The following is a 24,604-nucleotide window of genomic DNA, read 5'->3' on the forward strand; positions in this document are numbered from 1 at the left end:
TTTATTTATTTCATTTAAAATAAAAAATAGGTTGTAGATAAATACAGTGAACTGTCATTTAATAACTTTTACAAACTTTCAAATTTTCTCAATAATCTCCTTTTAATTAAAAGTGAAAAGGGTAACTCTAAAATAAGTATTATCACTATGACTTTGTTAAAATAATGCTATAAAGAATCTAGCAAGGAGATGATTAAATGACTGATCATGTTTACAATTTATTGAAAAAGCATCACTCAGTAAGGAAATTTAAGAGTGAACCCGTTCCTGATGATCATATTGAGCGTATGGTTGAAGCAGGACAAAGTGCTTCAACATCAAGCTACTTACAAACTTATTCAATTGTAGGTGTAAGAGACCCTAAGATAAAAGAGGATCTTCAAGAAGTATCAGGCCAACCTTATGTCGTAGATAATGGTTATCTGCTTGTTTTTGTGTTGGATTATTATAGACACAGTATTATCAATGAAGATACTGAAGAGAATATGGAGACATCATTTGAATCGGCTGAAGGCTTATTAGTAGGTAGTATCGATGTAGCATTAGTGGCACAAAATATTGCAGCCACTGCAGAAGATATGGGTTATGGTATCGTCTATCTTGGCTCACTTAGAAATGATGTGGCAAGAGTGAAGGAAGTCTTAAATTTACCAGATTATACTTTCCCTCTATTCGGTATGGCATTAGGTGTACCTGCTGATGATGAAGCAGGCTCACCGAAGCCACGTTTACCTTTAGACCATGTATTTCATTTAGATCAATACAATACAGACAAAGAACAACAACGCAAAGCAATCGAATCGTATGACCAAACTGTTAGCGACTATTATAACCAACGTACAAATGGTCAAAGAACTGAAAAATGGTCTACTCAAATATCTAATTTCATGAGTTCTAAACAGAGATTAGACATGTTAAATCACTTAAACAATGCCGGATTTATCAAACGCTAGATAAGTTTATATATAGGGGATAGTCATTGAACTGTTAGGTTAGCGTTATGTGAATTGATAAATAAAGGGGTTGGTTAATCTGAACATGTTTAATAAGTTGTTTAAGAGGAGGACGAATGAACTTCCAAAAGAGAAAGAAATGAACAACCCAAGCAGAGGATTGACAACTGAAGAAATTGAAGCATATTGGGTAAAATCAGCGAAAAAGTTAGTTTATGGCACTAATAAATCAGTTGAAAATACTGCAGATCGCATCTTTATATTGCTCTCATTTGATGATGTATCAATAGATATTTTCTTTCAAATCAATGGCCAATTGAAATTGTGGACCGATTTAGATAATTTGGATTATAAGAAATCTATCTCACAGGATTTAATCGATCAAGCACCGACGCTCGTATCACGCGTCAATAAAGTATATGATAGTGCGAACAAACCGCGTATTGCATATGCTCAAATGCAATGCGTCGTTGATAGTCGTACATGGTATCTTCATGATGTGAGAAAAAATAGTATAGAAGCACAACTCGACAAAGATCCTGCTTTTTATAAATGGTTTGATGATATTTCTAAAGTGATTGATGCAGTACCGATTGATAGTAAAGAACCGTTGCCGTGGGGCCCGTTTCATTCTGAAATTTAATTGAAGCCAGTAAAAGGGTATATAAATTTAAATTTAACCCAAATAAATAAGCCATACATCAATGTTTACATTGATGTATGGCTCTTTTTAATGGCCTAAAGTAATGCAACTATTAATGACTTGTTGAAAGTTCGTTGTATTCTTTAGAATCGTATAAATCTTTATCTAAGTTTTTAGTGAGTTTTGCAGTGCCTGTACCTGCTAACATTGAGTCGTTAACGTTTAGTGCTGTACGTCCCATATCAATGAGTGGTTCTACAGAAATTAACACACCAGCAAGTGCAATTGGTAAATTTAATGTTGATAATACGAGAATAGAAGCGAATGTCGCACCACCACCAACACCTGCTACACCGAAGGAACTGATAATTACAACACCTATTACGGTTAAGATGAATTGTAAGTTAACATCAAAGCCAGCTGCAGGGGCAACCATGATTGCTAACATTGCAGGGTAGATTCCTGCACAACCATTTTGACCAATAGATAAACCGAATGAAGCTGAGAAATTCGCGATGCCATCAGGAACACCTAAACGATTTTTTTGAGTTTGTACATTTAACGGTAATGATCCTGCGCTTGAACGTGAAGTGAATGAGAATAATAGTACCTCAGCTGTTTTCTTAACGTAAGTTATCGGATTCAATCCGAGAATTGAAATAATGATTAAATGAATGATATACATCGCAATAAGTGCTACATAAGAAGCAATTACAAATTTACCTAATGTCCAAATGGCTCCAAAATCACTTGTCGCAATTGTCGTAGTCATAATCGCTAAGATACCGTACGGTGTTAAACGTAAGACGAAAGTTACGATAGCCATAACTAAATCGTATAGGGCATCGATGCCACGTTTTAATAGATGACCACTTTCAGGTTGTTTGCGCATAACACGTAAAAATGCGAATCCGATAAATGCTGCAAAGATGACAACTGCGATTGTTGAAGTTGTACGTTGACCAGTGAAATCTAAGAATGGATTGCTTGGTAATAATTCTAGAATTTGTTGTGGTAACGTATGCGCAGTCATATCCTTAGCTTTATCTGCAATTTCATGACCTCTAGCACTTTCCGCATGACCTAAATCAATGCTTGATGCGTCTAAACCAAAGGCTAAGGAAGAGATGATTCCGATTATTGCGGCTATAGTCACCGTTCCAATTAAAAATATAAAGATATACATTCCAATTTTTGCGAACTTTTCACCAATTTGAATTTTTGTAAACGCAGATACAATCGAAATAAATATTAATGGCATTACAATCATTTGTAATAGAGCGACATAACCATCACCAACGATACTAAACCAATCCGTCGTTTGTTTAGTAACGTTCGAGTCAACGCCATAAAGTAAATGTAAAATAATTCCAAAAACAATACCTACACCTAAAGCGCTAAATACACGTTTAGGGAAGGAGACATGCTTTTTGGCCATGGCGAACAACCCAGTAAGCAATGCGATAAATACAATGATGTTAATAATTGTGAATAACATAAACAGGACCTACACTTTCTATATATAGAGTTTGGAATACCCTTTAATTCCGATACATCTACTAAGGATAATCCTAAATTTTATTTTAATCAAGGTTATTTTTGAAATTAATTTATAAATGAATAGAAAGTGAATGATTGAAAGTATCTGATAAATGTACTATGCGTGAAGTCTTGAAATTTAAATAATGGTAAAAAAGACATGTTTCAACGAAAGTATCGATGAAACATGTCTGATGTATAAACTTATAACATTTTATAGGTTGAAGAGACGTGCGAAAAATCCTTTGCGCTCTTCTTTAGGTTCTTCTTTTGAAAGTGGTGAGGATTGTGATTGTGTTGTATTATGGCTTGGTTGTGTCATTTGTTCCTCACTTGGTTTTGCAGATGATGTAGCATTTGTAGAATGCTGAGTTGATTGATCATCTGTTTGTTTAGAAGCTTGATTAGCCGTTGCTTTTGTTGTGTCAGTGCTTGATGTTGCAGTTGTTGATTGTGGTTGTGCACCAACTTGTGTAATTTCTTTGTTGTCTGTATTTGCTTGAGTTGATTGTTTAGATTGTGAATCTTCTTTGGCAGTTTGTGTTGTTGGTTGTTGTGGTGCTTGCTTTTGAGTAGCACTTTGAGCATTCACTGAAGATTGACCAGATGCGTTGTTTGGATTTGCTTGCGTTTTGTTATCTTCTTTTGATGTTTCAGCTTGTTTCTTAGCAAATTCAACTTGTTCTTTCTGTGAATCTTTAATTGTATCTTGCGTTGATTTAATCTTATCTGTTGAGGATTGGATTGCTTTAAGTGACTCAGTATTGGCGTCTAACTTAGAAGTGATTTGATTTTGCATCTTTTGTAATTCAGCTTGTTGTTGATGGACTTGGGTAATCATTTGTCCTAACATTTGACGCTCTTCACGCATTTTGTTGATTTCGTTACGTAAATCTTCAACTAATTGTCCTACGTGTTGATCACTTGGTAATTGACTACCTTCTTCTTTAACGAGCACTTGTAAAAAGTCTTTTTCCTTTTCCAACTCTTCAAAAGCCAAATCGTAACTATTTGTTTGTTTCACTTTCTCTGCGATATCTTTGAATAATTCGATATCTTCCTCTTGGAAATCAGTTGCTGCACGGCCGCGGTATTCGGTCTTGCTAAGTTGGTAGCCGCGTTCCTCTAAATGTTGAACGATTTTACGGACTTGTTTTTCACTTAGCTCCACACGTTGCGCAAATTCTTTGGTTAACATAGAAATAAGTCCTTTCATTAATTAATTTATAAAAATATGTATACTGACGTTTGTCTTCGGTCAGTGACGCGTCAGTCTTACCTCTATGATAGTTTAACCTGTTTGAATAGTGATTTCAAGTCGATTTAACAATCATTTACGCAAGCCCATCTCTTCAAGTAGAGGGTAAATGATACTTCTAGATATCTTATTTGCAAACACATATTTTAAAATGTAATTCGATTTAATACTCGGGCCGAAGATATCTTTACTGAGTTCGATTCTAGACTTAATAAACAAATCCATTGGGATACCGTCTTGATATCCTTCTAAACTAGTGGCTAAATATTCTAACTCATTTTGTTTTTCAAACCCGTGTTCAAAGAGGAATTGACGACGGTGGTCTAAAAATGGAATATAGTCTTCAGAAATCTCATCTGGCTCTTTAGGTACTTCCATCATAATAAAGTTTACATCGTGGGAATGAAGTTGATTAGATAGTTGATTAATTTCACTTTCTATTTCATTTAACGTCTGTGTGATAATCTCATCATGATTCGGTACATCCAGTGCAATCAAATAGATTAAAAAAGCAGAATTAGTTGTGGCCTCATAATGTGCTGTAGCAATACTGACAGGTTTATCCTCTTCTATACCTACTAGGAAGATATAGTCGTCCTTTGTGTGTTCATTTTTTAATGATTGCTTGAAAATTTGCTTACTTTCTTTTAACGAAATATCGAATTTACCATCATATAAGTCTAATGCTGAATCAAATAGTGGATCTTCAATTGAAGTAACAATCTTAAATTCCATGCATACACCCCCGAAATAATTGGCTATATTGTAACATATTCAATTATTAATACGTAAATAATTATTAAAAAAATTATGAAAAATAATTTATTGCGATGTTCAAAAATCTTTAGCTTATAATTATATAGTAAAAAGAGGCCGAGAACACGCTAATGTCTCAACCTCTGAAAATTTATTAAAATTATAGCTTTGTGTGGTGGCTTAATTGAATTAAGGTGTTAAGCCTGGATCTGTTCAAGACTTAGGTCCTTTTGATTCTGAAGCATAATGGCCTTTAGGTTTTTCATGGATATAAGCTGCATTATAATCTTCTACTTCTTTATGAGAAGTATCGTCTTTTTTTGTAGCCACAATATATTTACCGTCTAGAATTGCTTGTTTATAACGTTCTTTATCATCATCTGGAATATCATAATAAGATAAGACCATTGCTTCGCCGTCTTCACCTGTTAAAATGCGAGCGATTCTATCACTGAATGAGCCACTTGTTGCTGTTAAATTCACTTCTGAATCATGAAGTTCATCAAAGTGAAGTTTCTCTTTACTTAGCACAGACAATTCAGATTCTTTATAGCCTTGTGAAAGCTTTTCGTTAAGTGTTGATAATACTTCTTTTTTACTGTTTACCACTGTTAAATCTTCCATAGTGTGTCCCTCCGTCCGATGTACTGTCTTTATTTAATATTTACCCTGTTCATAGTAGATAAAACGATGACAACTTTATTATATAACCGATTTAATTAGATGACAATCTCGATGTAAATGCTTTCAAAACTATAAAATCAACTTTTAGTGTTGCAAACTTTCAATTGAGATCTATTTCAATGGTTTATTAAAATGTAATGATCTAAAGTTCACGCTGTTGAAAATAACGCTAAAGTCTGCTATCATCATTAAATAATTTATCTAACTCATATAATCTAAAGAATACGGCTTTAGAAGTTTCTACCATGTCGCCATAAACGATATGACTATGAGTGATCATTACAATACCCATAACTTTATTGGAATCCAACTTTAATATCTATTAAGATTAAAGATTCTTTTTGGATAGCTTCTAAATTGTTTCTTTGAAATATATGGAATTTTAAAATAACTAGTGTTGTATCTCATGAGGTTCAACGGTTATTTTAGCAGTTTATTTCAAATGTATTGAATGCTCACTCATATTGTCCTGAAACTCTAGTAGTTTGAGGATTTTTTTATATCATTTTTACGGGATTGCATTTAAAGATAGGTTAGAAACATATTGAATCGGTCAACAAAGAAATTGCGTTATTGCATTTTCAAAGCGAAATCTTCGTATGTTTCAACTTTCCTCTTCAAAGTGCTTGCCATGGTAATCGTATATGGTGTTAGAATAATAGGTAATATTAAATTCTAAATTCAAAATAATTTGTCCAAGAATGTTGTATCGCCAAGTGTTAAACGGGTATGATGAAAGTATCTAAGTATTTCAATGTAAAAGGGCTAAATAGTACGTTGATTTGAAACACGAGCATGAAGATTTGTTACTTTGAGTTTCAGAATTTAATAAGAAGTGTCAACAACAGCTGTATATTATGAGTGAATCTTAAAACAAATCATAGGAGGCTATAAACGTTATGTGGGAAAACAAATTCGAAAAAGAGTCATTAACGTTTGACGATGTGTTACTTATGCCAGCAGAGTCAGATGTATTACCTAAAGAAGTGGATTTAAGTGTACAACTTTCAGACAAAGTGAAATTAAACATACCAGTATTATCTGCAGGTATGGATACAGTTACTGAATCAAAAATGGCAATCGCAATGGCAAGACAGGGTGGTTTAGGTGTTATTCATAAGAATATGAACATTGAAGACCAAGCTGATGAAGTTCAAAAGGTTAAACGTTCAGAGAATGGCGTTATCACTAATCCATTTTTCCTTACGCCAGAAGAAAGTGTTTATGAAGCTGAAGCACTCATGGGTAAATATCGTATTTCTGGTGTGCCAATTGTAAAAGATATGGACAGCAGAGAGTTTGTAGGTATCATTACAAACCGTGACTTAAGATTTATTGAAGACTTCTCAATTAAAATTTCAGACGTAATGACTAAAGAGAACTTAGTGACTGCTCCAGTAGGTACAACGTTGAAAGAAGCCGAATCATTATTACAAGATCATAAGATTGAAAAGCTACCACTTGTTGAAAATGGTCGTTTAGAAGGATTAATCACAATCAAAGATATTGAGAAAGTGCTTGAATTCCCTCATTCAGCAAAAGACGATCAAGGTAGATTATTAGTTGCAGCAGCAATTGGTATCGCAAAAGACACAGATATCAGAGCCGAAAAATTAGTTGAAGCGGGCGTTGATGCGTTAGTTATTGATACTGCACACGGTCACTCACAAGGTGTTATCAAACAAGTTAAACATATTAAAGAGAAATTCCCACAAGTGACAGTTATAGCAGGTAACGTTGCCACAAGCGAAGGTACTAAAGCGTTATTCGAAGCGGGCGCTGATGTTGTTAAAGTTGGTATTGGACCAGGTTCAATTTGTACAACACGTGTCGTAGCAGGTGTAGGTGTACCACAAATCACTGCGGTATATGATTGTGCGACAGAAGCACGTAAACATGGTAAAGCAATTATCGCTGATGGTGGTATTAAATTCTCAGGAGATATCATCAAAGCCTTAGCAGCAGGCGGACATGCTGTAATGTTAGGTAGTTTACTTGCAGGTACAGAAGAAAGTCCAGGCGCTACTGAAATATTCCAAGGTAGACAATATAAAGTTTACCGTGGTATGGGATCACTTGGTGCTATGGAAAGTGGTTCAAACGATCGTTATTTCCAAGAAGATAAAGCCCCTAAAAAATTCGTTCCTGAAGGTATTGAAGGCCGTATTGCATATAAAGGTGTGCTACAAGATACTATTTATCAATTAATGGGCGGTGTTCGCTCAGGAATGGGTTATACAGGCTCTAGAAATTTAGAAGCATTAAGAGAAGAAGCACAATTTACACGTATGGGACCAGCTGGATTAGCAGAAAGTCATCCACACGATGTCCAAATTACTAAAGAATCACCAAACTATTCATTCTAAATTAAAGGAGATTTACAGTTATGGAAATGGCGAAAGCACAAGAACTGATTCTTGTTTTAGACTTTGGTAGCCAATACAACCAATTAATTACACGACGTATACGTGAAATGGGCGTATATAGTGAGTTACATGATCATGAAATTAGTATTGATGAAATCAAACGCTTAAATCCAAAAGGTATTATCCTTTCAGGTGGACCGAACTCAGTTTATGAAGAAAATTCATTTTCAATAGATCCAGAAATTTATAACTTAGGTATTCCAATCTTAGGCATTTGTTATGGTATGCAGCTTACGACGAAATTACTAGGTGGTAAAGTTGAACGTGCCGAACAACGTGAATACGGTAAAGCGAAGATTAATGCGAAGACTGACGAACTATTCTTCGGATTACCTGAGGAGCAAAACGTATGGATGAGTCACTCGGACAAAGTCATCGAAATACCTGAAGGTTTCGAAGTGATTGCAGATAGCCCTAGCACAAATTACGCAGCAATTGAAGATAAATCTCGTCGTATTTACGGCGTGCAATTCCATCCAGAAGTAAGACATACGGAATTCGGTAATGATTTATTGAGAAATTTCGTGCGTCGTGTTTGTGAATGTACGGGCGAATGGTCAATGGAGAACTTCATCGAAATTGAAATTGAAAAGATACGTGAGCAAGTTGGCGATCGTCGTGTACTATGTGCCATGAGTGGTGGTGTTGACTCTTCAGTAGTTGCGGTATTATTACACAAAGCTATTGGGGATCAACTGACATGTATCTTTGTTGATCATGGATTGTTACGTAAAGGTGAAGGCGACATGGTCATGGAACAATTTGGTGAAGGCTTTAACATGAACATCATTCGTGTCAACGCTCAAGAACGTTTCATGAATAAATTAGAAGGCGTGTCAGATCCAGAACAAAAACGTAAAATTATCGGAAATGAGTTCGTGTATGTATTTGATGACGAAGCATCAAAACTTAAAGGCGTAGATTTCTTAGCACAAGGTACACTATATACTGATGTTATCGAATCAGGTACAAAAACAGCACAAACAATTAAGTCACACCACAATGTAGGTGGCTTACCTGAGGATATGGAATTCCAATTAATCGAACCAATCAATACTTTATTTAAAGACGAAGTTCGTGAACTAGGTATTGAATTAGGTATTCCTGAACATCTCGTATGGAGACAACCGTTCCCAGGACCTGGTTTAGGAATCCGTGTATTAGGTGAAATTACAGAAGATAAACTAGAAATTGTACGTGAATCAGATGCAATTTTAAGAGAAGTGATTCGTGAAGAGGGACTAGAACGTGATATTTGGCAATACTTCACTGTATTACCAGGTATCCAATCTGTAGGTGTGATGGGTGACTACCGTACGTATGATCATACAGTCGGCATCCGTGCAGTAACATCAATAGATGGTATGACAAGTGACTTTGCACGCATCGATTGGGATGTCTTACAAAAGATTTCAAGCCGAATCGTTAACGAAGTCGACCACGTCAACCGCGTTGTGTACGATGTCACTTCAAAACCACCAAGTACAATAGAATGGGAATAATAAGATAGAATGAGGTAACCCCTTAAGCATGAGCTTAAGGGGTTTTTGTATATTTACAGAAAGAGAGAAATATGAATTATAGAATTGAATCAAGTTTATTTATAAGTTTTACCAAATAGTTCATACGTGCCCCAACTGATTAACATTAAAATAATAGCAATTGTAACTGGTAGCGATCCTTGAAGGTAAGGGAGGACTTCATGTATGGTCATAAGTGAAATAGCTTTAAGGACGAAGGTTGTTATTAATAAAATTAACCCCATCAAACCAATAAGTTCACCAATATTAAATAATATTGGATGTTTAAGTTTTTTACTGTCTTCAATTAATTTATCTTTCAAAAAATCATCTCCTTTCAGTAATTCATCAATTGTAATATTAAATATTTCGCTTAATTCTATAAGTGTTTCGATATTGGGGTATCCTTTTTCGCGTTCCCATTTTGAAATAGATTGTCTGCTTATGTTTAATTTTTGAGCTAAATCATCTTGAGATAAATTGAGTTTTTTTCTTTCTTCTTTTAATTTACTATGAAATTTCATATACTCTCCTCCTTATTAATAAATGTAATTTACAAATAAAATTAAAAGTAGGATCTAGTAGTTGCATTATGTAACTATATAGTTGCATCCTTGTTATATCAGTATCTTACTAGGTTTATAGTCAGTGTGATTTCTGCTTTTTTAATCCATTTGTTCAGATAATTGATAGTTTAGCGATTTATAAAAAATTATATTTAATATAACTTACAATAAGTATTATAGACTGAAGATGAATAGATATCGATAATTATGAGATTTATAAATGATAGTTATTGAATTATAAAGATAAATATAATACAACAAGGTCACTTGCATTACGAAGAATTTTTCAATATATAAGCAGTGAAAAGGGTAGATAATTGTAAATAATTTTAGGAGGAGTAAAAGTTGATTCAATCAATTAATCATATAACTTACTCGGTTTCTGATTTGTCTCATTCTATACAATTTTACAAAAAAGTGTTGCAAGGTGATTTATTAGTTTCTGGTGGTAAAACAGCATACTTTATCCTTGGGGGAGTATGGTTAGCTTTAAATGAAGAGAAAGATATTCCTAGAAATGAAATACAATTTTCTTATACGCATCTTGCATTTACTATAGAAGAAGATGAATTTGAAGAGTGGTATGAGTGGTTAAAACAAAATCACGTTAATATTTTAGATGGCAGAGATAGAAATATTAAGGATAAAAAATCGGTTTATTTTACTGATCCAGATGGTCATAAACTTGAATTACATACAGGATCATTAAAAGATAGGTTGAAATATTATAAAGAAGAGAAGCCACACATGGAATTTACAGATAAAGGATTGCGAGCATTAAAGTAACAGGATTACTTACACTAGAAATTACCTTTTCATCAAACTATAAATAAGATAGAATAATCTTAGGAAATGTAAAAACACAATTGGGTTGGTAGTCCCAATGCAATTTAGGAAAATTGTCAGTAACCTTCCTCCTCGGGTCGTCCCTCATTTCCAAGTAAAATAGAGGAGGGGCAACATGGAACTTAATGTATTTCATGATGGTCAGTTTTTTGTAGGTATTGTTGAGTATCAAAGTCGAAGCAAATCTAAATTTGTGAAATATACTTTTGGACAAGAACCTAATGATGAACAAATACTGCAGTTTATTGATAATCAACTGCTTATTTTATTAGATAAAACGAGTACGCTAGTACCTACAAAAATAAAAAAGCAAAAAGTAAACCCTAAACGATTACAAAGACAGGTAGCTAAAGAACAACAAACACCAAAAAACATGACGAAAGCGCAACAAGCTTTGAAACAAGAACAAGAGTTAAATAAAAAAGAAAGTCGTAAAAAGCGTAAAGCGAGGCAAGAAGCTTATAAAACGTGTAAGAGACAAATAAAAAGACATAAAGCAAAACAAAAACATAAAGGTCGTTAATATTAATTGTTCATCCAACCTGTCTATACTTCCTAGCTTCTCAACAAGAATGTTGAGTTTTTATAGCGAAAAATCCCCTTGAGTAGTTAAACTCAAGGGGAATATTTATTTTAATCAATTTTTTCTAATGCTTTTTTCGGAACTTTATCTTTTGGGACTTCTTCGTACGTTTTTGTTCGATCTAGTTTTACTTTGATTTTTAAATAATGTCCTGTTTTTAATCGTTTTTTACCATAAGGGTTATAGTGAATAAATTTCCGGTCACCATTTTTATCTGCGCCATATTGATTGTAAATAGCTTTTACATGTGTGTTCTTATCTTTTTGAGGTTTGCCTGGTTTTTTAGTCTTTACATAATATTCTTTGGTTGGTACTAATGGATTTAAATTTCCGTAAGTAACTATTCTCTCGTTATCTGTATGACTTTCTGCATATGCTTTCCAACCAAATAATCCGCCAACAATTAATGCAAGTGCTACGACGATAGAACTTATTGTAATTATTGTAACCTTTTTGTTTTTATTCATGTTATACCTCCCTTATTTAATTTCAGAATAATACGTAATAGTCATTTATCTTTTTAAGCCTGGACTTCAAATACAGTTTATTATACTACTTTACTTGATTATTTAACTTACTTATCAATTTTTTCTAATGCTTTTTTCGGAACTTTATCTTTTGGGACTTCTTTATATGTTTGAGTTTGGCCTAATTTTTGAGTGACTTTTAGGTAGTGATTTGTTTTTAATTTTTTATTGGTAACTGTAAATTTTATTTTTTTGACTTTCCCATCTTTATTCGCACTTTTTTGTTTATAAGTATAGGTTGTAAATTTGTCATCTGAATGCTTAGTGTCTGTTGTTTCCTTTTTTGTAGGCTTTTGTGTTTTTACGTAGTAGTCTTTACTTTGTACTAAAGGGTTTAATGTTCCATAATCAACTGCAGTTCGGTTATCTGTATGACTTTCTGCATATGCTTTCCAACCAAATAATCCGCCAACAATTAATGCGAGTACCACGACGATAGAACTTATTGTAATAATTATGTTTTTATTCATGTTATACCTCCTAATTAATAACTAACTATAGCTTAATACTTTGTTAGGGTACTGCTCTACAATTCTATGTGACATTTATGGCTATGCACTAACAAAAATGTCACATGTGCATGTTTGTTTTTAAAATTTATGGTATACAAATGTCTAATTAAAGGTTACAATGGATATCAAGTAATTAAGTTCGTGAAATTGATTTGAAGTTTTATTCTATTTGAATTTACTCCTTTTGATTTTTTAAGACAAATTACAAATATTTCGTGCAAAAGCACACATAAAGGAGTTTATTATGAATAACGGTACAGTTAAATGGTTTAATGCAGAAAAAGGTTTTGGTTTTATTGAAGTTGACGGTGGAAATGACGTATTCGTACATTTTTCAGCTATCGCTCAAGAAGGCTACAAATCATTAGAAGAAGGCCAAGAAGTTGAATTTGAAGTTGTTGAAGGCGACCGCGGTCCTCAAGCAGCTAACGTTGTTAAAAAATAATAACTTATAAGAAAAGACGAGCCAACAGGCTCGTCTTTTTTATTTGCTGTTAATTCGATATGATAGGTGTTTGTGAATGTTTATGTCGTATAATAATTAATAAGATATTTAATACGCTTGCGATAATCCCCACACATACGACGAAGTTTGAACCGAGTGTTGTGATAAACAAACCACCAATAAATGTGCCTAAAGTTGTACCAACATTTACAGATGATAAGAAAATACCGTTGGATAGGTCAGGAGCATCAGGCGCAGCATCTGTAACCATAAATTGAGTAATGTTAGTATTGAGTCCTGCTAATAATCCCCATAAGACTGTAATAATTAGCATCGGTACGAGGAATGAACCGAAACTAAACATCAAAACATAAACTATAATTAAGCCAAATGGAAGACACAACATTGTTTTCTTCGGTATTATCGTTAATAATTTTCCAGCTAAAATATTTCCACCGATATTTGAAATTCCATATAAAAATAAAGTAATCGCAACAAGGTTACCGCTCATATTTGTCACTGTATTTAAATAATCAGTTAAATAACTGTAAACACCAAATACGGCGCCATTAAATACTAATGCGGCTATAATAGAAATCCAAGTTAAAGGTCGCTTTAATACACTTAGTTGAGTGCTATAACTTTGAGTTTCATTTGGTTGCATAGTAGGAACAAACAGAATCGTTAAAACTAACACAATCACATTAATTACCGCAAAGAAAGCGAGCGCGATTTGTAAATTGAAATGGCTGGCTAAAAAGTTAACGATAGGCACACCTACGACCATTCCAGCTGAGACTCCAATAAAGACACGCGATACAGCTTTAGGTGCCTCTTTTTCCTCTACAGTATTTGCTGCTACTGAAAACGCTAATGCAGTATAAACCGGATGGAATATAGCAGGAATGATGCGTGCTATTAAGAGCACCGCAAAGCTTGTCGTAAACACGGAAATTATATTACTTATTACGAAGATTGTAAGTACGAGCACCATCACTTTCTTTCTTTCAAACTTTGACATTAGCAAGGGTAAAATTGGTCCAGAAATTGCAATGCCAATAGCGAATGCAGAAACGAGCCACCCTGCAGTTGAAGTACTAACATTAAAGTGTTTTGCAATTTCAGGTATTAGCCCAATAAATCCCATTTCAGTATTCAATATTCCAAAAACACCAATTGTTAAAATAAGGATAATCACCTTACTATTTTTCATGTTCAAACACTCCTATATCATAATTACTTGATATAAAAAGTGTAAGTGACAATTCTATGTATAACAAATACCTATTAACTATTATCAATTATGCTTAAAACGTATAGTTATATAGTTTACTAAGAGTTCAGTAGTATTCTGCATACATAAGAAAAGACGAGCCATCAGGCTCGTCTTTTTCTATATTCATTATTTAGTGTTAGATGCAGTCTTTTGTTGTTTTGTATTAATCATAAGCGTGAGTATAAAGCCTACGACTAATAGTATCGTCGTAAAGAAGAATGCAGTATCGACGCCAATAACGGTAGCGTGTTGCATCATTTGATGTTTCGTTTCACCTGAATGTGTTTGTGCTGTGTAGTTCTTTCTTACGATTGCCATGATTGTAATCATAATTGCTGTACCAATTGCACCTGCAATAATTCTTAATGAGTTAATAATGGCAGTACCGTGTGAAATGTTTTGAGGTTCTAAAGCATTTACCCCAATTGTATTTAAAGGCATGATGATAAGCGCTACAGCAAACATTCTAATCGCATAAATAACAACGACGTACCAATAAGGTGTATCCACTGTTAAGAAACAATGTAATATTGTCATGATAATTAATAAAATGAAACCAGGTACGGCTAACACTTTCAGACCGTACTTGTCATAAATTTTCCCGGTATAAACTGACATAAAGGCATTAACAACTGCGCCTGGTAGGATTACGAGTCCTGATAATATAGCAGTTAATCCTAGACCAGTTTGAACGTACATTGGAATTAATAATGCAGGGCCGACGATGCCTATAAAGAGAATCATTGAACCGAATGCCGCTAAAGTAAATGTTTTATTTGAAAATACGCGCATGTTCAATAATGGATTGTCGAGTTTGATTTGACGTGTCACAAAGACTGCAACGATGATGAGACCTAGTACTAAAGCGATGATAACAATCGGTGATGAGAAACCAAGATTACCAGCGCTACTAAATGCGTAAAGCATTAAGCCAAATCCTAGAGTTGAAAAAATTACAGAAGGTTTGTCTAACGTTGTATCTTTTGTTTCGTTATTACTTTCTACAAAGATACTTCCAATAATAAAGGCAATTAATGCGATAACAGCTACAACAATGAACGGCACTCTCCAACTAAATGCATCAATTAGTAAACCTGTTAAAGTAGGGCCAATCGCAGGTGCTGATTGTGCAACAATACCTGTGAGACCCATTGCAAATCCGCGTTTTTCAGCTGGAAATAGCGTGAAAACCGTGAATTGCATAAGAGGTAAGAGTACCCCTGCCGCCAATTGCCTGTATTACACGGGCAAACATCAATAGTCCAAATGAGGGGGCTAGCGCTGCGATGATTGAACCTAATAAGAACATACTCATGGAGAAGATGTAGAGTGGTTTCGTGTGGTATTTATCCATTAAGTATGCTGTTAAAGGTACCATGATTCCGTTAACGAGCATAAATCCTGTTATGAGCCATTGTGCAGTCGTTTCAGAAATCTTCAATCCTGAAATAATGGCCGGTAAAGCAGTGTTGAGTAGTGTTTGGTTAAGCATAGCTACAAATGCACTGCTAAGCATGACTAAAATAATTGTATTTCTTTTTTTGGTAGACAACTTATGACCTGTCACCGTATACATCTCCTCTCTTAATTGATCACAATAAATTATTTTAATCCTTTTTAGTTAGCTTGGCAAACCATTTTTTCGAACGTTTTATTAAAATGGCTATTAAAGTTTTTAAAAAGTTAAAACTACTCTCACTCATATGCATATCCAACATACTAATGTTTTAAATGTTAAACTAAATATAATTGATTTTAAAAGTAGAACTCATAGTATAAACACCGACATTGTAGAGGAGAGATAAAGATGAAAGAAGCTGAAACTATTATCAGAAATAAACGTAACTGGTTACTCGTCTTAGCAATTATACTTTTTGCTTCTACATTAAGAGCGCCTCTCACAGCAGTCGGGCCAGTAATAGATGAAATCAAGTCATCGTTACATCTGAATCATAAAGTAGCGGGCATGTTAACTACGATTCCGCTATTGATGTTTGCAATAACGTCGCCGTTAGTTTCGAAGTTAACCGCTCGATTTACAATGTCTAAAACGATATTTTATGCGATGATTACGTTAATGATTGGATTATGTTTGCGAGTAGTTGGTGGCGTTGAGCTCTTTTTAATAGGCACCTTGATTTTAGGAGTTGCGATAGCTATCGGTAACGTTGTCTTACCAAGCTTTGTGAAATGGGCTTTTCCTTTACATATTGGCATAATGACAAGCCTTTATAGTGGCACAATGAACTTTACTGCAGGATTAGGTGGAGGACTCAGCGTACCACTAGCTTCAATGTCGCAATTAGGTTATAGACTCTCATTGGTATTTTGGGTCGTCTTCGCAGTAATAGCATTTGTATTATGGATATTCAAATTACGTGAAAATGTAAACCTCGAGAAGCTTTCTTCACACGAAGATAAATCACAGACAAATACAGCTACTGGATCAGTAAAGGTTGTTAATTCTAAAGTTGCTTGGCTACTAGCTTTGATGATGGGATTTCAATCTATGATTTTCTATAGTGTTGTTACATGGGTACCTTCAATTCTAATGAGTCGAGGACTTTCTCCGTCACTATCGGGTTATTTGTTGATGATGAATCAATTTGCACAAGTTCCGATGACAATTGTTTTTCCAATTATTGCTTCTAAAATAAAAGACCAACGTCTCATGATATTAATCATTAGTGCTTTGTTTATCGTAGGGTTTAGCTTATTCTTCACTCATTCTATCGTCTTGCTTGTGTTAGGAATGATTATTTCAGGATTAGCGATGGGAGCAGGATTTAGTTTGAGTATGGTTTTCTTTTCATTAAGGTCACGTACACATCTAGGTAGTATTAAATTATCAGGATTTGGGCAATCAGTGGGATATTTGATTGCTGCATTAGGCCCATTTCTAATAGGTTATTTATATGATGTTTCAGGCTCTTGGGTAACTAGTATTTGTACGCTATTATTGATGGCAATATGTTTTATGATCTTCGGTTTAGGTGCAGCTAAAGACAGAGTAGTGGAAGATGAATAGATGAGATAACTGTATATTTATATAAAATAACCCCGATATGCTATTAAACGAATAGCATATTGGGGTTTTATTAAACAATCATTGTATCTTGTATTGTCAAATGTTATATTATTCTTTGTCGCCTTCGTGAGGTAGACATTTAATACGAGACAATTAAGGTTAATGGACGGCTTCATGAATTGCTTCAGCAAAGTCATGCATCTCTCCAGTCCAGTTATCTGCGTTTTCTCTATTGAATGCGGAGAGATCATCATTTTTGAAAAATGATTGACGTAAGGCGGTCGTTAGTTCGAGTTGAACACCGGCTTTTTTACCATTTTTATTTGCAATATTGTCATCGGAACGGCCTTCTAAATAATCAGGAGTTTCTTCTACATTGAAGCCTTTGTCTTCTAGATTATCGCCAATTTCTTCTCTTAAATCGCTATCCTTACCGCCTAAATATACTACAGGTTCATTACCGTGGGCCCCGTGAATCATGACGGAGTTGGATACTTTTTCCTGCATTTCTTCTAAAGTAGGTTCATTATAATTCGTAGAAGTTACATGCAGTTCATCATTGTTCGTTCTTCTTATACCTTTAAACGTATAATAATTATAAGTCCCTAAATTTGCAGTCAATTTGGCTAATTCAGTAGTTCCGGCTTCTATATTCCCACCATGAATTGCCGCAATGAGAGTATCGCTACCGGTAACATTTTTGAAAATAACCCAATCTTCACCTTCTTTAGTATCTTCCATGAGGTCAGTCATTGAGTCGTACTCATCACTTGCAAAGATCGGTTTATATGAGATAAGTAAGATCATGATGATAATAAGCCCTGACGCTAAGATTAATTTGGCAGGGATAGAAAGATAACGTGATAAAGCATTAGATTTAAACATAAGCTACTCCTAATCCCTTAGAATAATATTAGAAAAAAGTACGAAATTTAAAAAGATTACAAATGCAAAAGATGTAAAAGTATTAAAATTTCGGATAACTATTTGTCAGTTCCCTGTTTATATTTGATAAAAACATGTAGTGGAATTTAATAAAAAAGTTCACTTTAATGATAAATTTAATTAAATATGTTTTAGTCATAGAAAAAATGTAAAAGTTATATAAGATATGAATAAATTGAAAATTGGAGGTTTTTATTATTATAAGTATTATTTCAGCTATAGGTTCAATAGGAACCTTTATCATGGCACTATTTTACTTTGTCTCAGTAAGTATTCAGTTATATCAAATGAGAATAAGTTTTATCCCAGCTTTAAGCTTTAACCAAATATTAATTATTAAAGATGAAGAAGGGTTGCAACTAAGAAACACAGGCAATGCAAATGAAGAAAATACTGACCAAGATTTCTTGAAGATGTACAACCTTGGCGGCGGTGCAGCAAAAGAGATTAAGGTACAAATCTACCTCGGTAATAACAATGTACTACAGGAAAAATATGTTAATATTTTACCTAGTAAAGAAGGGTATTTATTACCAATAAATAGAGATGTATTTAAAGAACTTGATAATACAATTCGTTCAAATGCGAATGAAACTGATTTACACATTAAGATTTTTTATAAGCACAATGTAAGTCGTAAAGTACAAGAGCTACACTTAAATGGTAAGCTCGATAGCTTTAATACATTTAATGAAAAATCAATTTATGAGCTACAGTTCTTTAGTGCTAAACAAAGTACTTAATATAGATTTAAAGTAGAGAGTCAATCCTTTCGAGATAATAATCTTCATTTATTATTTTGAGAGGATTTTTATTGTACAATTGGAAATAATAGGAATGTTAATTTTAGACGGAGTGGTAAAAATGATTAATGTAAAACAACCAGATTCAATTTTTTTAGAAAATAAATCATCTGAACATGCAATTATCTTGTTGCACTCATTTACAGGTACAGTGAGAGACGTCAAGTTACTCGCTACGAAATTACATAAAGCTGGATTTACATGTTACGTTCCTGCATATAAAGGTCATGGTTTAATGTTAGACCAATTTATGAAATATGGGACGGACGATTGGTGGCAAGATGCATTAACGGCTTATCGATATTTAACTGAACAAGGATATAATAAAGTAAGTGTTTGCGGTGTTTCTTTAGGAGGATTATTGTCGTTAAAGCTGGCTGAAAAAGAAGATATTGAAGCAATTGCGATTATGTCTACACCTTATAAGAAAAGCGATGCAGGATTAGCGCATCGATTAAACAACTATTGTCAACGCATGGGGCAAGTCGTAGGGTTAGATGATACACAAATTTCTAAGCAATTAGACTCGATTGAGACATATAATGATGAACTCAATAAGTTTCAATTAATGGTTGAAGATATTATGAATCACTTAGATAGAATCACTGCACCCATTACAATTAATTATGGTTTGCAAGACGACCCAGATTATCGTACGAGTGCACATTATATTCATGATCACATTAACCATGATACGAAATATTTAAATGGATTTACCGATTCAAAACATTTAATGACGCATGGTTCAGGTCGTGAAGCGGTTGAGCAAGAAATCATAGCATTTTTCGAAGATCACTTAGATGTATAGATGCAGACATTGAAGATTATAAAAAGATTAAGCCACAATTGAGACAATTCAATTGCGGCCTTTTATTAAATATTATTTAAAGTTGGTATGGTTGTTCATTATGTGATTTGATTGTTATTTCCAGTTTCTTATTTTCTCCAAAAAGTAGAGCAGTCTTTTTTATCTTCTATGTTGTAAGTAATAATGTCCTTAAGCAGTTCGAAGTTTATTTCTTGAGTCCATTGTATTTTGAATAAATTAGGTGTTTGTGCGTAACCAGCTTGTTCAATACGCTCGCTAAACTGTTTCATGGTCTTGGCTTCTGGAGCGACTGAGAAGTGCTTTTTAGCTTTACTGAATGCAATGATGAAAGTGCCGTGATCTGTGTACATGGGTTGGTTCCATTTTACTGTTGTTTCAAGTTTAGGAAAGTTTTCGTCCATCCAGTTAAATATGTCACGCATCGTTTCTTGGTCTTCAGGCTTTTCGATAGATTCAATAAATGAGTTAAATTCAGTCATGATTCCCATCCTTCTCTATTTATTATTAATAAAAATATAACACAAGCTCAAACGGAGTGGCTATTTTTAACTGCGAAAGCGTAAAATCCTCTTACATTCATCATTGTAAGAGGATTTCATTATTTTATATATTATAAGGTTCTGTTTGAACTATGCTAATTTTCTATTTCTCAGGAAATAATCGACAATTATACCAATAATTAACAATATGATAAATGGTATGAGCCAAGCCAGTTGTATACTCGATAATGGCAATGACTGATAAAGTGCCGTTACAGGTTTTAATATTTTGAAATCAGAAATGATTTGTAAAATTGAAATGAATAACGTTACACATGCTGGTAAGATAAATGCAAATTTCAATTCATACGGTATGAAAATACTTACCAATGAAATCAGTACGAGCACAATAGATGTTGGATAAATAAATGTAAGTAATGGTACTGCAATTTGTAAGATTAAATCTAAACCGAGTGTAGAAACTAAGAATCCTACTAGTGTAAAGATTAGGACAAACATTTTATAAGAAATCTTTGGTAACTTTTTCATTGCAAAGGCAGAACATGCATTTACTAAACCTACACATGTTGTTAAACAAGCTAAAATAATAATAATGCCAAATACTAAGTTTCCGTAAGAGCCAAAGACACGTAATGAATTAAACGTTAAGATGTCGGTACCATCTTTTAGACCAGGTTTATCCGTTGTGGCACCTACGTAAGCGAGTGCGAAATAAGTAATGAGTAGTAACATAGCTGAAATAAACCCAGATTTAATCACGTTCGTTACAAGTGTTTTCTGATCTGTAATGCCTTTAATTTTAAACATTTGTACAATAACGACTGAAAAGGCTAACGCCGCAACTAAATCCATTGTGAAATAACCTTCTAATATACCTGGCACGACTGGTGCCTTTGTATATTTACCTGTAGGTTCACCGATTGAGCCTTCAGGATGGATAATTACAAGGATACAAAGGACTGCAATGATAATGATGAGTAAAGGTGTTAAATATTTACCGAGATTATCCACGATACGGTTTGGGTATAAAGCGATAAAATATACAATTAGGAAAAATATCGCTGAAAATACGATAAGCGTGAAATGGTTATGTACAGGTAACACATGGTTTGTACCAATTTCATAAGCGACGTTTGCTGCACGCGGTATACCATAGAGTGCACCAATAGATAAATAGATACAGACCGCAAATATCGTACCAAAGACTGGATGTACTTTGTTACCGATACTCTCAACACCGCTATTCATATATGCAACGACAATTACGGTAATGTATGGTAAAAGTATACCCGTAATGGCGAAACCTGACATTGCAAGCCACATATTTCCTTGTGCTGTATAACCTAACATCGGCGGAAAGATTAAATTTCCGGCACCAAAGAAAAATGAAAATAGCATAAGACCTGAGATAATAATAAGTTTATTCATTTCCAATACCTCAATTTTAAGGGAGTTTGTTCTAAGAAAACATAACGAACTTTAACATAAAAGATAATTTATTTCAATAATTTTTCAGATAATTTATAATATTTAAAGTATTAACTCTTTAATCTGGTCATAAATCAGACATATTTTACTAGAAATTGAGTGAAGACGGGTTATTTATCCGGTGTTTTCACTTTTATATAAGCAGTTCAGGATTTAGCTTTTTTCGTATAAAAGTTAAATTCCTATTGAGAGAATACACTAAAAATGATATAGTAAATGCTATATTACATAAACGCTTTAACGCAATAAAGTTAAAATAAAGGAATGAAAAACTATGGATAAACAATCGCAATGGAAAACCTCGACAGGTTTCATTCTAGCAAGTGCTGGTTCTGCAATTGGTTTAGGTGCGATGTGGAAGTTTCCTTATATGGCAGGTATATATGGGGGCGGCGCATTTTTATTAATGTTCCTCATATTTACAATTTTTGTAGGACTGCCATTATTAATTATGGAATTTACAGTCGGAAAAATGGGACAGACGTATACGACTAAAATATATAGTAAACTAACACAAAAGAAATGGTTAAATATAATAGGTTGGAACGGTAATTTAGCAGTATTTGTATTGTTCGGCTTTTACAGTGTTATCGGCGGCTGGATTATCATTTACATTTTTAATGTAGCAGCACAAATATTGTCATTTAATCAGACGAAACTTGGAGAAATTCAGTTTGAGTCGATTATTGGTAGTCCGGTGTTAACGTTAATTGGCCAAGGTGTGTTTATATTATTAACGATGCTTATCGTAATGTTAGGCGTAGAAAAAGGCCTTGAAAAAGCATCTAAATTTATGATTCCGTTGCTATTTATCTTTTTAATCATTATCGTTGTTAAATCTTTAACACTTGATGGTTCAATCGAAGGTTTGAAATATATATTACAACCTCGACTTGAAGATGTATCGATGGAAGGCGTGCTATTTGCATTGGGGCAATCATTTTTCACATTATCTTTAGGGACAACTGGAATGATTACTTACGCAAGTTACGCTTCAAAAGATATGCCGATTAAAACATCAGCAGTTTCTATCGTACTCATGAATATTTTAGTTTCAGTGCTGGCCGGTTTAGCGATATTCCCTGCAATTAAATCATTTGGATATAAACCGACAGAAGGGCCAGGCTTGTTATTTAAAGTATTACCGAAAGTATTTGATCAAATGGCATTCGGTTCCGGGTTCTATTTAATCTTTCTAATCTTGTTCTTATTTGCAGCATTAACGTCATCTATTTCATTATTAGAATTAAATGTATCGAACTTCACTAAAAATGATAATACGAAACGTAAACCAGTAGCTTTTTGGGCAAGTATTTTAGTGTTTATTATCAGTATTCCAGCAACATTATCATTTAGTAGTTTGAGTGGTATTAAATTTGGAGCAGGTACTATTTTTGATAATATGGACTTTTTAGTTTCTAATATTTTAATGCCTTTAGGAGCATTAGGTACAACACTTGTTGTTGGTCATTTATTAAATAAAAATGAACTGAAAGAACACTTTGGTAATAATCGATTTAAGTTATTCTTACCATGGTATTATTTAGTAAAATTCGTACTACCTATCGTTATTATTGTTATATTTATTGTTCAATTTATTTAATTTAATAACTATTTCAAAAAGAGTCTGAGACACTTATTTTTGTCTCAGACTCTTTATATATATCACTTTAGACGTGAAGTTTAACTACGTTTAATGACTTATTAGTTAAAACAAATTTTTCGGATTATCCTACATATTCGTGTATTGTTGTTAAATGAATAAAACATAAATATCAATTTTCGTACCTTTGTGAAATGGAGGATTTAAATGGTTAAAATATGTAATTATGGCTTTGATCAAGAAGTTATTGAAGAACATCGCGATATTTATGGCATTGCTTATACTCAAAATGTACTGTCAGGTCGATATAAAAATCTTATAATTTGGTATTTAAAAGAGAAAAACCGTCGTTATAATCATATTAAGAAGTTTTTATCTGATATTTCCCAAGGGTCTTTAACGAAGCAATTACGTGAATTAGAAAAAGATGGAATAATTAAACGTACAGTTTATCCAGAAGTGCCACCTAAAGTCGTTTATAGTTTAACTGATAAAGGCAAAGATTTATTATCGATTATTGATTTAATGGAAAGCTATGGTAAACGTTATGGAGAACAACCTAAATAATTAAAATAAGGGAGCGGGACAGAAATCGAATTTGCTAATAGAGATTTCGTTGTCCCACCCCGTCAAGGATGACTAGAATTGAAAAAAGCTTGTTCTAAGCGCATTTTCAATTCAGTCATCTACTGCCAAATTGATAAAGAGTCTGAGACACCTATTTTTGTCTCAGACTCTTTGTTCGTTTGGCTATAGTTATTATTTACCTGTGAAAAGACCGATGATTTTTTTGATGATATCGAAGATTAAGCTCATGTTATTCACCTCACTTAATTTGTTAATTAAACTATAATATGTTTTTTCATTTTTGAGT

Annotated in this window: 23 protein-coding genes, 1 pseudogene and 1 riboswitch; of the genes and pseudogenes, 12 read left to right on the forward strand and 12 right to left on the reverse strand. The window is 33.6% G+C overall.

What is annotated here, in order from left to right:
- Positions 1-197 precede the first annotated feature (197 nt).
- Complete coding sequence (nfsA, locus tag QQM35_RS03675; protein ID WP_251521319.1) at positions 198-953, forward strand: oxygen-insensitive NADPH nitroreductase; 756 nt, start codon at positions 198-200, stop codon at positions 951-953.
- 85 nt (positions 954-1,038) lie between these two features.
- On the forward strand, positions 1,039-1,596 hold the full coding sequence (locus QQM35_RS03680) for a hypothetical protein (protein WP_251521303.1): 558 nt from the start codon (positions 1,039-1,041) through the stop codon (positions 1,594-1,596).
- A gap of 112 nt (positions 1,597-1,708) precedes the next feature.
- On the opposite strand, the gene QQM35_RS03685 is transcribed toward QQM35_RS03680, so the two are convergent.
- The 4 genes from QQM35_RS03685 to QQM35_RS03700 form a co-directional block, all read right to left on the reverse strand.
- Entirely contained in the window at positions 1,709-3,100 is a 1,392-nt protein-coding gene (locus QQM35_RS03685) for an L-cystine transporter (protein ID WP_425356340.1), read from the reverse strand.
- Positions 3,101-3,349: 249 nt separating this feature from the next.
- Complete coding sequence (locus QQM35_RS03690; protein ID WP_251521297.1) at positions 3,350-4,333, reverse strand: hypothetical protein; 984 nt, start codon at positions 4,331-4,333, stop codon at positions 3,350-3,352.
- A gap of 132 nt (positions 4,334-4,465) precedes the next feature.
- Positions 4,466-5,128: a hypothetical protein gene (locus tag QQM35_RS03695; RefSeq protein ID WP_251521294.1), complete on the reverse strand. Its 663-nt coding sequence runs from the start codon at positions 5,126-5,128 to the stop codon at positions 4,466-4,468.
- A 234-nt stretch (positions 5,129-5,362) separates the two neighbouring features.
- A complete protein-coding gene (locus QQM35_RS03700; RefSeq protein ID WP_251521292.1) occupies positions 5,363-5,773 on the reverse strand; it encodes a general stress protein in 411 nt (136 codons plus the stop codon).
- 246 nt (positions 5,774-6,019) lie between these two features.
- Positions 6,020-6,122, forward strand: a riboswitch (purine riboswitch).
- Positions 6,123-6,732: 610 nt separating this feature from the next.
- Here QQM35_RS03700 and guaB point away from each other — a divergent pair.
- Both guaB and guaA read left to right on the forward strand, forming a co-directional pair.
- Complete coding sequence (guaB, locus tag QQM35_RS03705; protein ID WP_251521289.1) at positions 6,733-8,199, forward strand: IMP dehydrogenase; 1,467 nt, start codon at positions 6,733-6,735, stop codon at positions 8,197-8,199.
- Positions 8,200-8,219: 20 nt separating this feature from the next.
- Positions 8,220-9,761 (forward strand): glutamine-hydrolyzing GMP synthase, encoded by a 1,542-nt coding sequence (guaA, locus tag QQM35_RS03710; protein ID WP_251521286.1) that lies wholly within the window; start codon positions 8,220-8,222, stop codon positions 9,759-9,761.
- A 95-nt stretch (positions 9,762-9,856) separates the two neighbouring features.
- On the opposite strand, the gene QQM35_RS03715 is transcribed toward guaA, so the two are convergent.
- The gene (locus QQM35_RS03715) at positions 9,857-10,303 is read right to left on the reverse strand and encodes a helix-turn-helix domain-containing protein (RefSeq protein WP_251521267.1); all 447 of its coding nucleotides are present in this window, start codon (positions 10,301-10,303) and stop codon (positions 9,857-9,859) included.
- Positions 10,304-10,690: 387 nt separating this feature from the next.
- On the opposite strand from QQM35_RS03715, the gene fosB reads away from it, so the two are divergent.
- On the forward strand, positions 10,691-11,131 hold the full coding sequence (fosB, locus tag QQM35_RS03720; RefSeq protein ID WP_251521264.1) for a FosB/FosD family fosfomycin resistance bacillithiol transferase: 441 nt from the start codon (positions 10,691-10,693) through the stop codon (positions 11,129-11,131).
- Between the two features lie 175 nt (positions 11,132-11,306).
- Positions 11,307-11,714, forward strand: a complete 408-nt coding sequence (locus QQM35_RS03725) for a YjdF family protein (protein ID WP_251521261.1) — start codon at positions 11,307-11,309, stop codon at positions 11,712-11,714.
- Positions 11,715-11,824: 110 nt separating this feature from the next.
- Here QQM35_RS03725 and QQM35_RS03730 read toward each other — a convergent pair whose 3' ends face one another.
- A complete protein-coding gene (locus tag QQM35_RS03730) occupies positions 11,825-12,241 on the reverse strand; it encodes a DUF1093 domain-containing protein (protein ID WP_251521258.1) in 417 nt (138 codons plus the stop codon).
- Positions 12,242-12,348: 107 nt separating this feature from the next.
- Entirely contained in the window at positions 12,349-12,771 is a 423-nt protein-coding gene (locus QQM35_RS03735; protein WP_251521255.1) for a YxeA family protein, read from the reverse strand.
- A gap of 286 nt (positions 12,772-13,057) precedes the next feature.
- Between QQM35_RS03735 and cspD the strand changes: the two genes are divergently transcribed.
- Positions 13,058-13,258: a cold-shock protein CspD gene (gene cspD / locus QQM35_RS03740; RefSeq protein WP_251521251.1), complete on the forward strand. Its 201-nt coding sequence runs from the start codon at positions 13,058-13,060 to the stop codon at positions 13,256-13,258.
- Positions 13,259-13,307: 49 nt separating this feature from the next.
- Here the strand turns inward: cspD and QQM35_RS03745 are convergent, their stop codons facing one another.
- Positions 13,308-14,471, reverse strand: a complete 1,164-nt coding sequence (locus QQM35_RS03745) for an MFS transporter (RefSeq protein ID WP_251521237.1) — start codon at positions 14,469-14,471, stop codon at positions 13,308-13,310.
- Positions 14,472-14,660: 189 nt separating this feature from the next.
- Positions 14,661-16,101: pseudogene (locus QQM35_RS03750) on the reverse strand (MDR family MFS transporter).
- Positions 16,102-16,341: 240 nt separating this feature from the next.
- Here QQM35_RS03750 and QQM35_RS03755 point away from each other — a divergent pair.
- Positions 16,342-17,562, forward strand: coding sequence for a CynX/NimT family MFS transporter (locus QQM35_RS03755; protein ID WP_251521198.1), 1,221 nt, complete (start codon positions 16,342-16,344; stop codon positions 17,560-17,562).
- 159 nt (positions 17,563-17,721) lie between these two features.
- Here the strand turns inward: QQM35_RS03755 and QQM35_RS03760 are convergent, their stop codons facing one another.
- Entirely contained in the window at positions 17,722-18,315 is a 594-nt protein-coding gene (locus QQM35_RS03760) for a poly-gamma-glutamate hydrolase family protein (protein ID WP_251521196.1), read from the reverse strand.
- Between the two features lie 389 nt (positions 18,316-18,704).
- Here QQM35_RS03760 and QQM35_RS03765 point away from each other — a divergent pair, with 389 nt between their 5' ends.
- Together QQM35_RS03765 and QQM35_RS03770 are read left to right on the forward strand one after the other, a co-directional pair.
- Positions 18,705-19,250 (forward strand): hypothetical protein, encoded by a 546-nt coding sequence (locus tag QQM35_RS03765; protein ID WP_251521920.1) that lies wholly within the window; start codon positions 18,705-18,707, stop codon positions 19,248-19,250.
- A gap of 121 nt (positions 19,251-19,371) precedes the next feature.
- Positions 19,372-20,118 (forward strand): alpha/beta hydrolase, encoded by a 747-nt coding sequence (locus QQM35_RS03770; protein ID WP_251521193.1) that lies wholly within the window; start codon positions 19,372-19,374, stop codon positions 20,116-20,118.
- Between the two features lie 128 nt (positions 20,119-20,246).
- On the opposite strand, the gene QQM35_RS03775 is transcribed toward QQM35_RS03770, so the two are convergent.
- Both QQM35_RS03775 and brnQ read right to left on the reverse strand, forming a co-directional pair.
- Positions 20,247-20,618 (reverse strand): iron chaperone, encoded by a 372-nt coding sequence (locus QQM35_RS03775; RefSeq protein ID WP_251521190.1) that lies wholly within the window; start codon positions 20,616-20,618, stop codon positions 20,247-20,249.
- 150 nt (positions 20,619-20,768) lie between these two features.
- Positions 20,769-22,067, reverse strand: a complete 1,299-nt coding sequence (gene brnQ, locus QQM35_RS03780) for a branched-chain amino acid transport system II carrier protein (protein ID WP_251521187.1) — start codon at positions 22,065-22,067, stop codon at positions 20,769-20,771.
- 334 nt (positions 22,068-22,401) lie between these two features.
- Here brnQ and QQM35_RS03785 point away from each other — a divergent pair, with 334 nt between their 5' ends.
- Positions 22,402-23,730: a sodium-dependent transporter gene (locus tag QQM35_RS03785; RefSeq protein WP_251521185.1), complete on the forward strand. Its 1,329-nt coding sequence runs from the start codon at positions 22,402-22,404 to the stop codon at positions 23,728-23,730.
- Positions 23,731-23,937: 207 nt separating this feature from the next.
- Positions 23,938-24,297, forward strand: coding sequence for a winged helix-turn-helix transcriptional regulator (locus tag QQM35_RS03790; protein ID WP_251521182.1), 360 nt, complete (start codon positions 23,938-23,940; stop codon positions 24,295-24,297).
- Positions 24,298-24,604: the final 307 nt, after the last annotated feature.

The sequence above is a fragment of the Staphylococcus hsinchuensis genome (assembly GCF_038789205.1).
GTDB classification, from domain to species: domain Bacteria; phylum Bacillota; class Bacilli; order Staphylococcales; family Staphylococcaceae; genus Staphylococcus; species Staphylococcus hsinchuensis.

Bases quoted from the DNA above. Each gene is read 5' to 3' on its own strand.
- nfsA (WP_251521319.1), top strand. From the start codon at position 198: ATGACTGATCATGTTTACAATTTATTGAAAAAGCATCACTCAGTAAGG.
- QQM35_RS03680 (WP_251521303.1), top strand. From the start codon at position 1,039: ATGTTTAATAAGTTGTTTAAGAGGAGGACGAATGAACTTCCAAAAGAG.
- QQM35_RS03690 (WP_251521297.1), bottom strand. From the start codon at position 4,333: ATGTTAACCAAAGAATTTGCGCAACGTGTGGAGCTAAGTGAAAAACAA.
- QQM35_RS03695 (WP_251521294.1), bottom strand. From the start codon at position 5,128: ATGGAATTTAAGATTGTTACTTCAATTGAAGATCCACTATTTGATTCA.
- QQM35_RS03700 (WP_251521292.1), bottom strand. From the start codon at position 5,773: ATGGAAGATTTAACAGTGGTAAACAGTAAAAAAGAAGTATTATCAACA.
- guaB (WP_251521289.1), top strand. From the start codon at position 6,733: ATGTGGGAAAACAAATTCGAAAAAGAGTCATTAACGTTTGACGATGTG.
- guaA (WP_251521286.1), top strand. From the start codon at position 8,220: ATGGAAATGGCGAAAGCACAAGAACTGATTCTTGTTTTAGACTTTGGT.
- QQM35_RS03715 (WP_251521267.1), bottom strand. From the start codon at position 10,303: ATGAAATTTCATAGTAAATTAAAAGAAGAAAGAAAAAAACTCAATTTA.
- QQM35_RS03725 (WP_251521261.1), top strand. From the start codon at position 11,307: ATGGAACTTAATGTATTTCATGATGGTCAGTTTTTTGTAGGTATTGTT.
- QQM35_RS03730 (WP_251521258.1), bottom strand. From the start codon at position 12,241: ATGAATAAAAACAAAAAGGTTACAATAATTACAATAAGTTCTATCGTC.
- QQM35_RS03735 (WP_251521255.1), bottom strand. From the start codon at position 12,771: ATGAATAAAAACATAATTATTACAATAAGTTCTATCGTCGTGGTACTC.
- cspD (WP_251521251.1), top strand. From the start codon at position 13,058: ATGAATAACGGTACAGTTAAATGGTTTAATGCAGAAAAAGGTTTTGGT.
- QQM35_RS03745 (WP_251521237.1), bottom strand. From the start codon at position 14,471: ATGAAAAATAGTAAGGTGATTATCCTTATTTTAACAATTGGTGTTTTT.
- QQM35_RS03755 (WP_251521198.1), top strand. From the start codon at position 16,342: ATGAAAGAAGCTGAAACTATTATCAGAAATAAACGTAACTGGTTACTC.
- QQM35_RS03760 (WP_251521196.1), bottom strand. From the start codon at position 18,315: ATGACTGACCTCATGGAAGATACTAAAGAAGGTGAAGATTGGGTTATT.
- QQM35_RS03770 (WP_251521193.1), top strand. From the start codon at position 19,372: ATGATTAATGTAAAACAACCAGATTCAATTTTTTTAGAAAATAAATCA.
- QQM35_RS03775 (WP_251521190.1), bottom strand. From the start codon at position 20,618: ATGACTGAATTTAACTCATTTATTGAATCTATCGAAAAGCCTGAAGAC.
- brnQ (WP_251521187.1), bottom strand. From the start codon at position 22,067: ATGAATAAACTTATTATTATCTCAGGTCTTATGCTATTTTCATTTTTC.
- QQM35_RS03785 (WP_251521185.1), top strand. From the start codon at position 22,402: ATGGATAAACAATCGCAATGGAAAACCTCGACAGGTTTCATTCTAGCA.
- QQM35_RS03790 (WP_251521182.1), top strand. From the start codon at position 23,938: ATGGTTAAAATATGTAATTATGGCTTTGATCAAGAAGTTATTGAAGAA.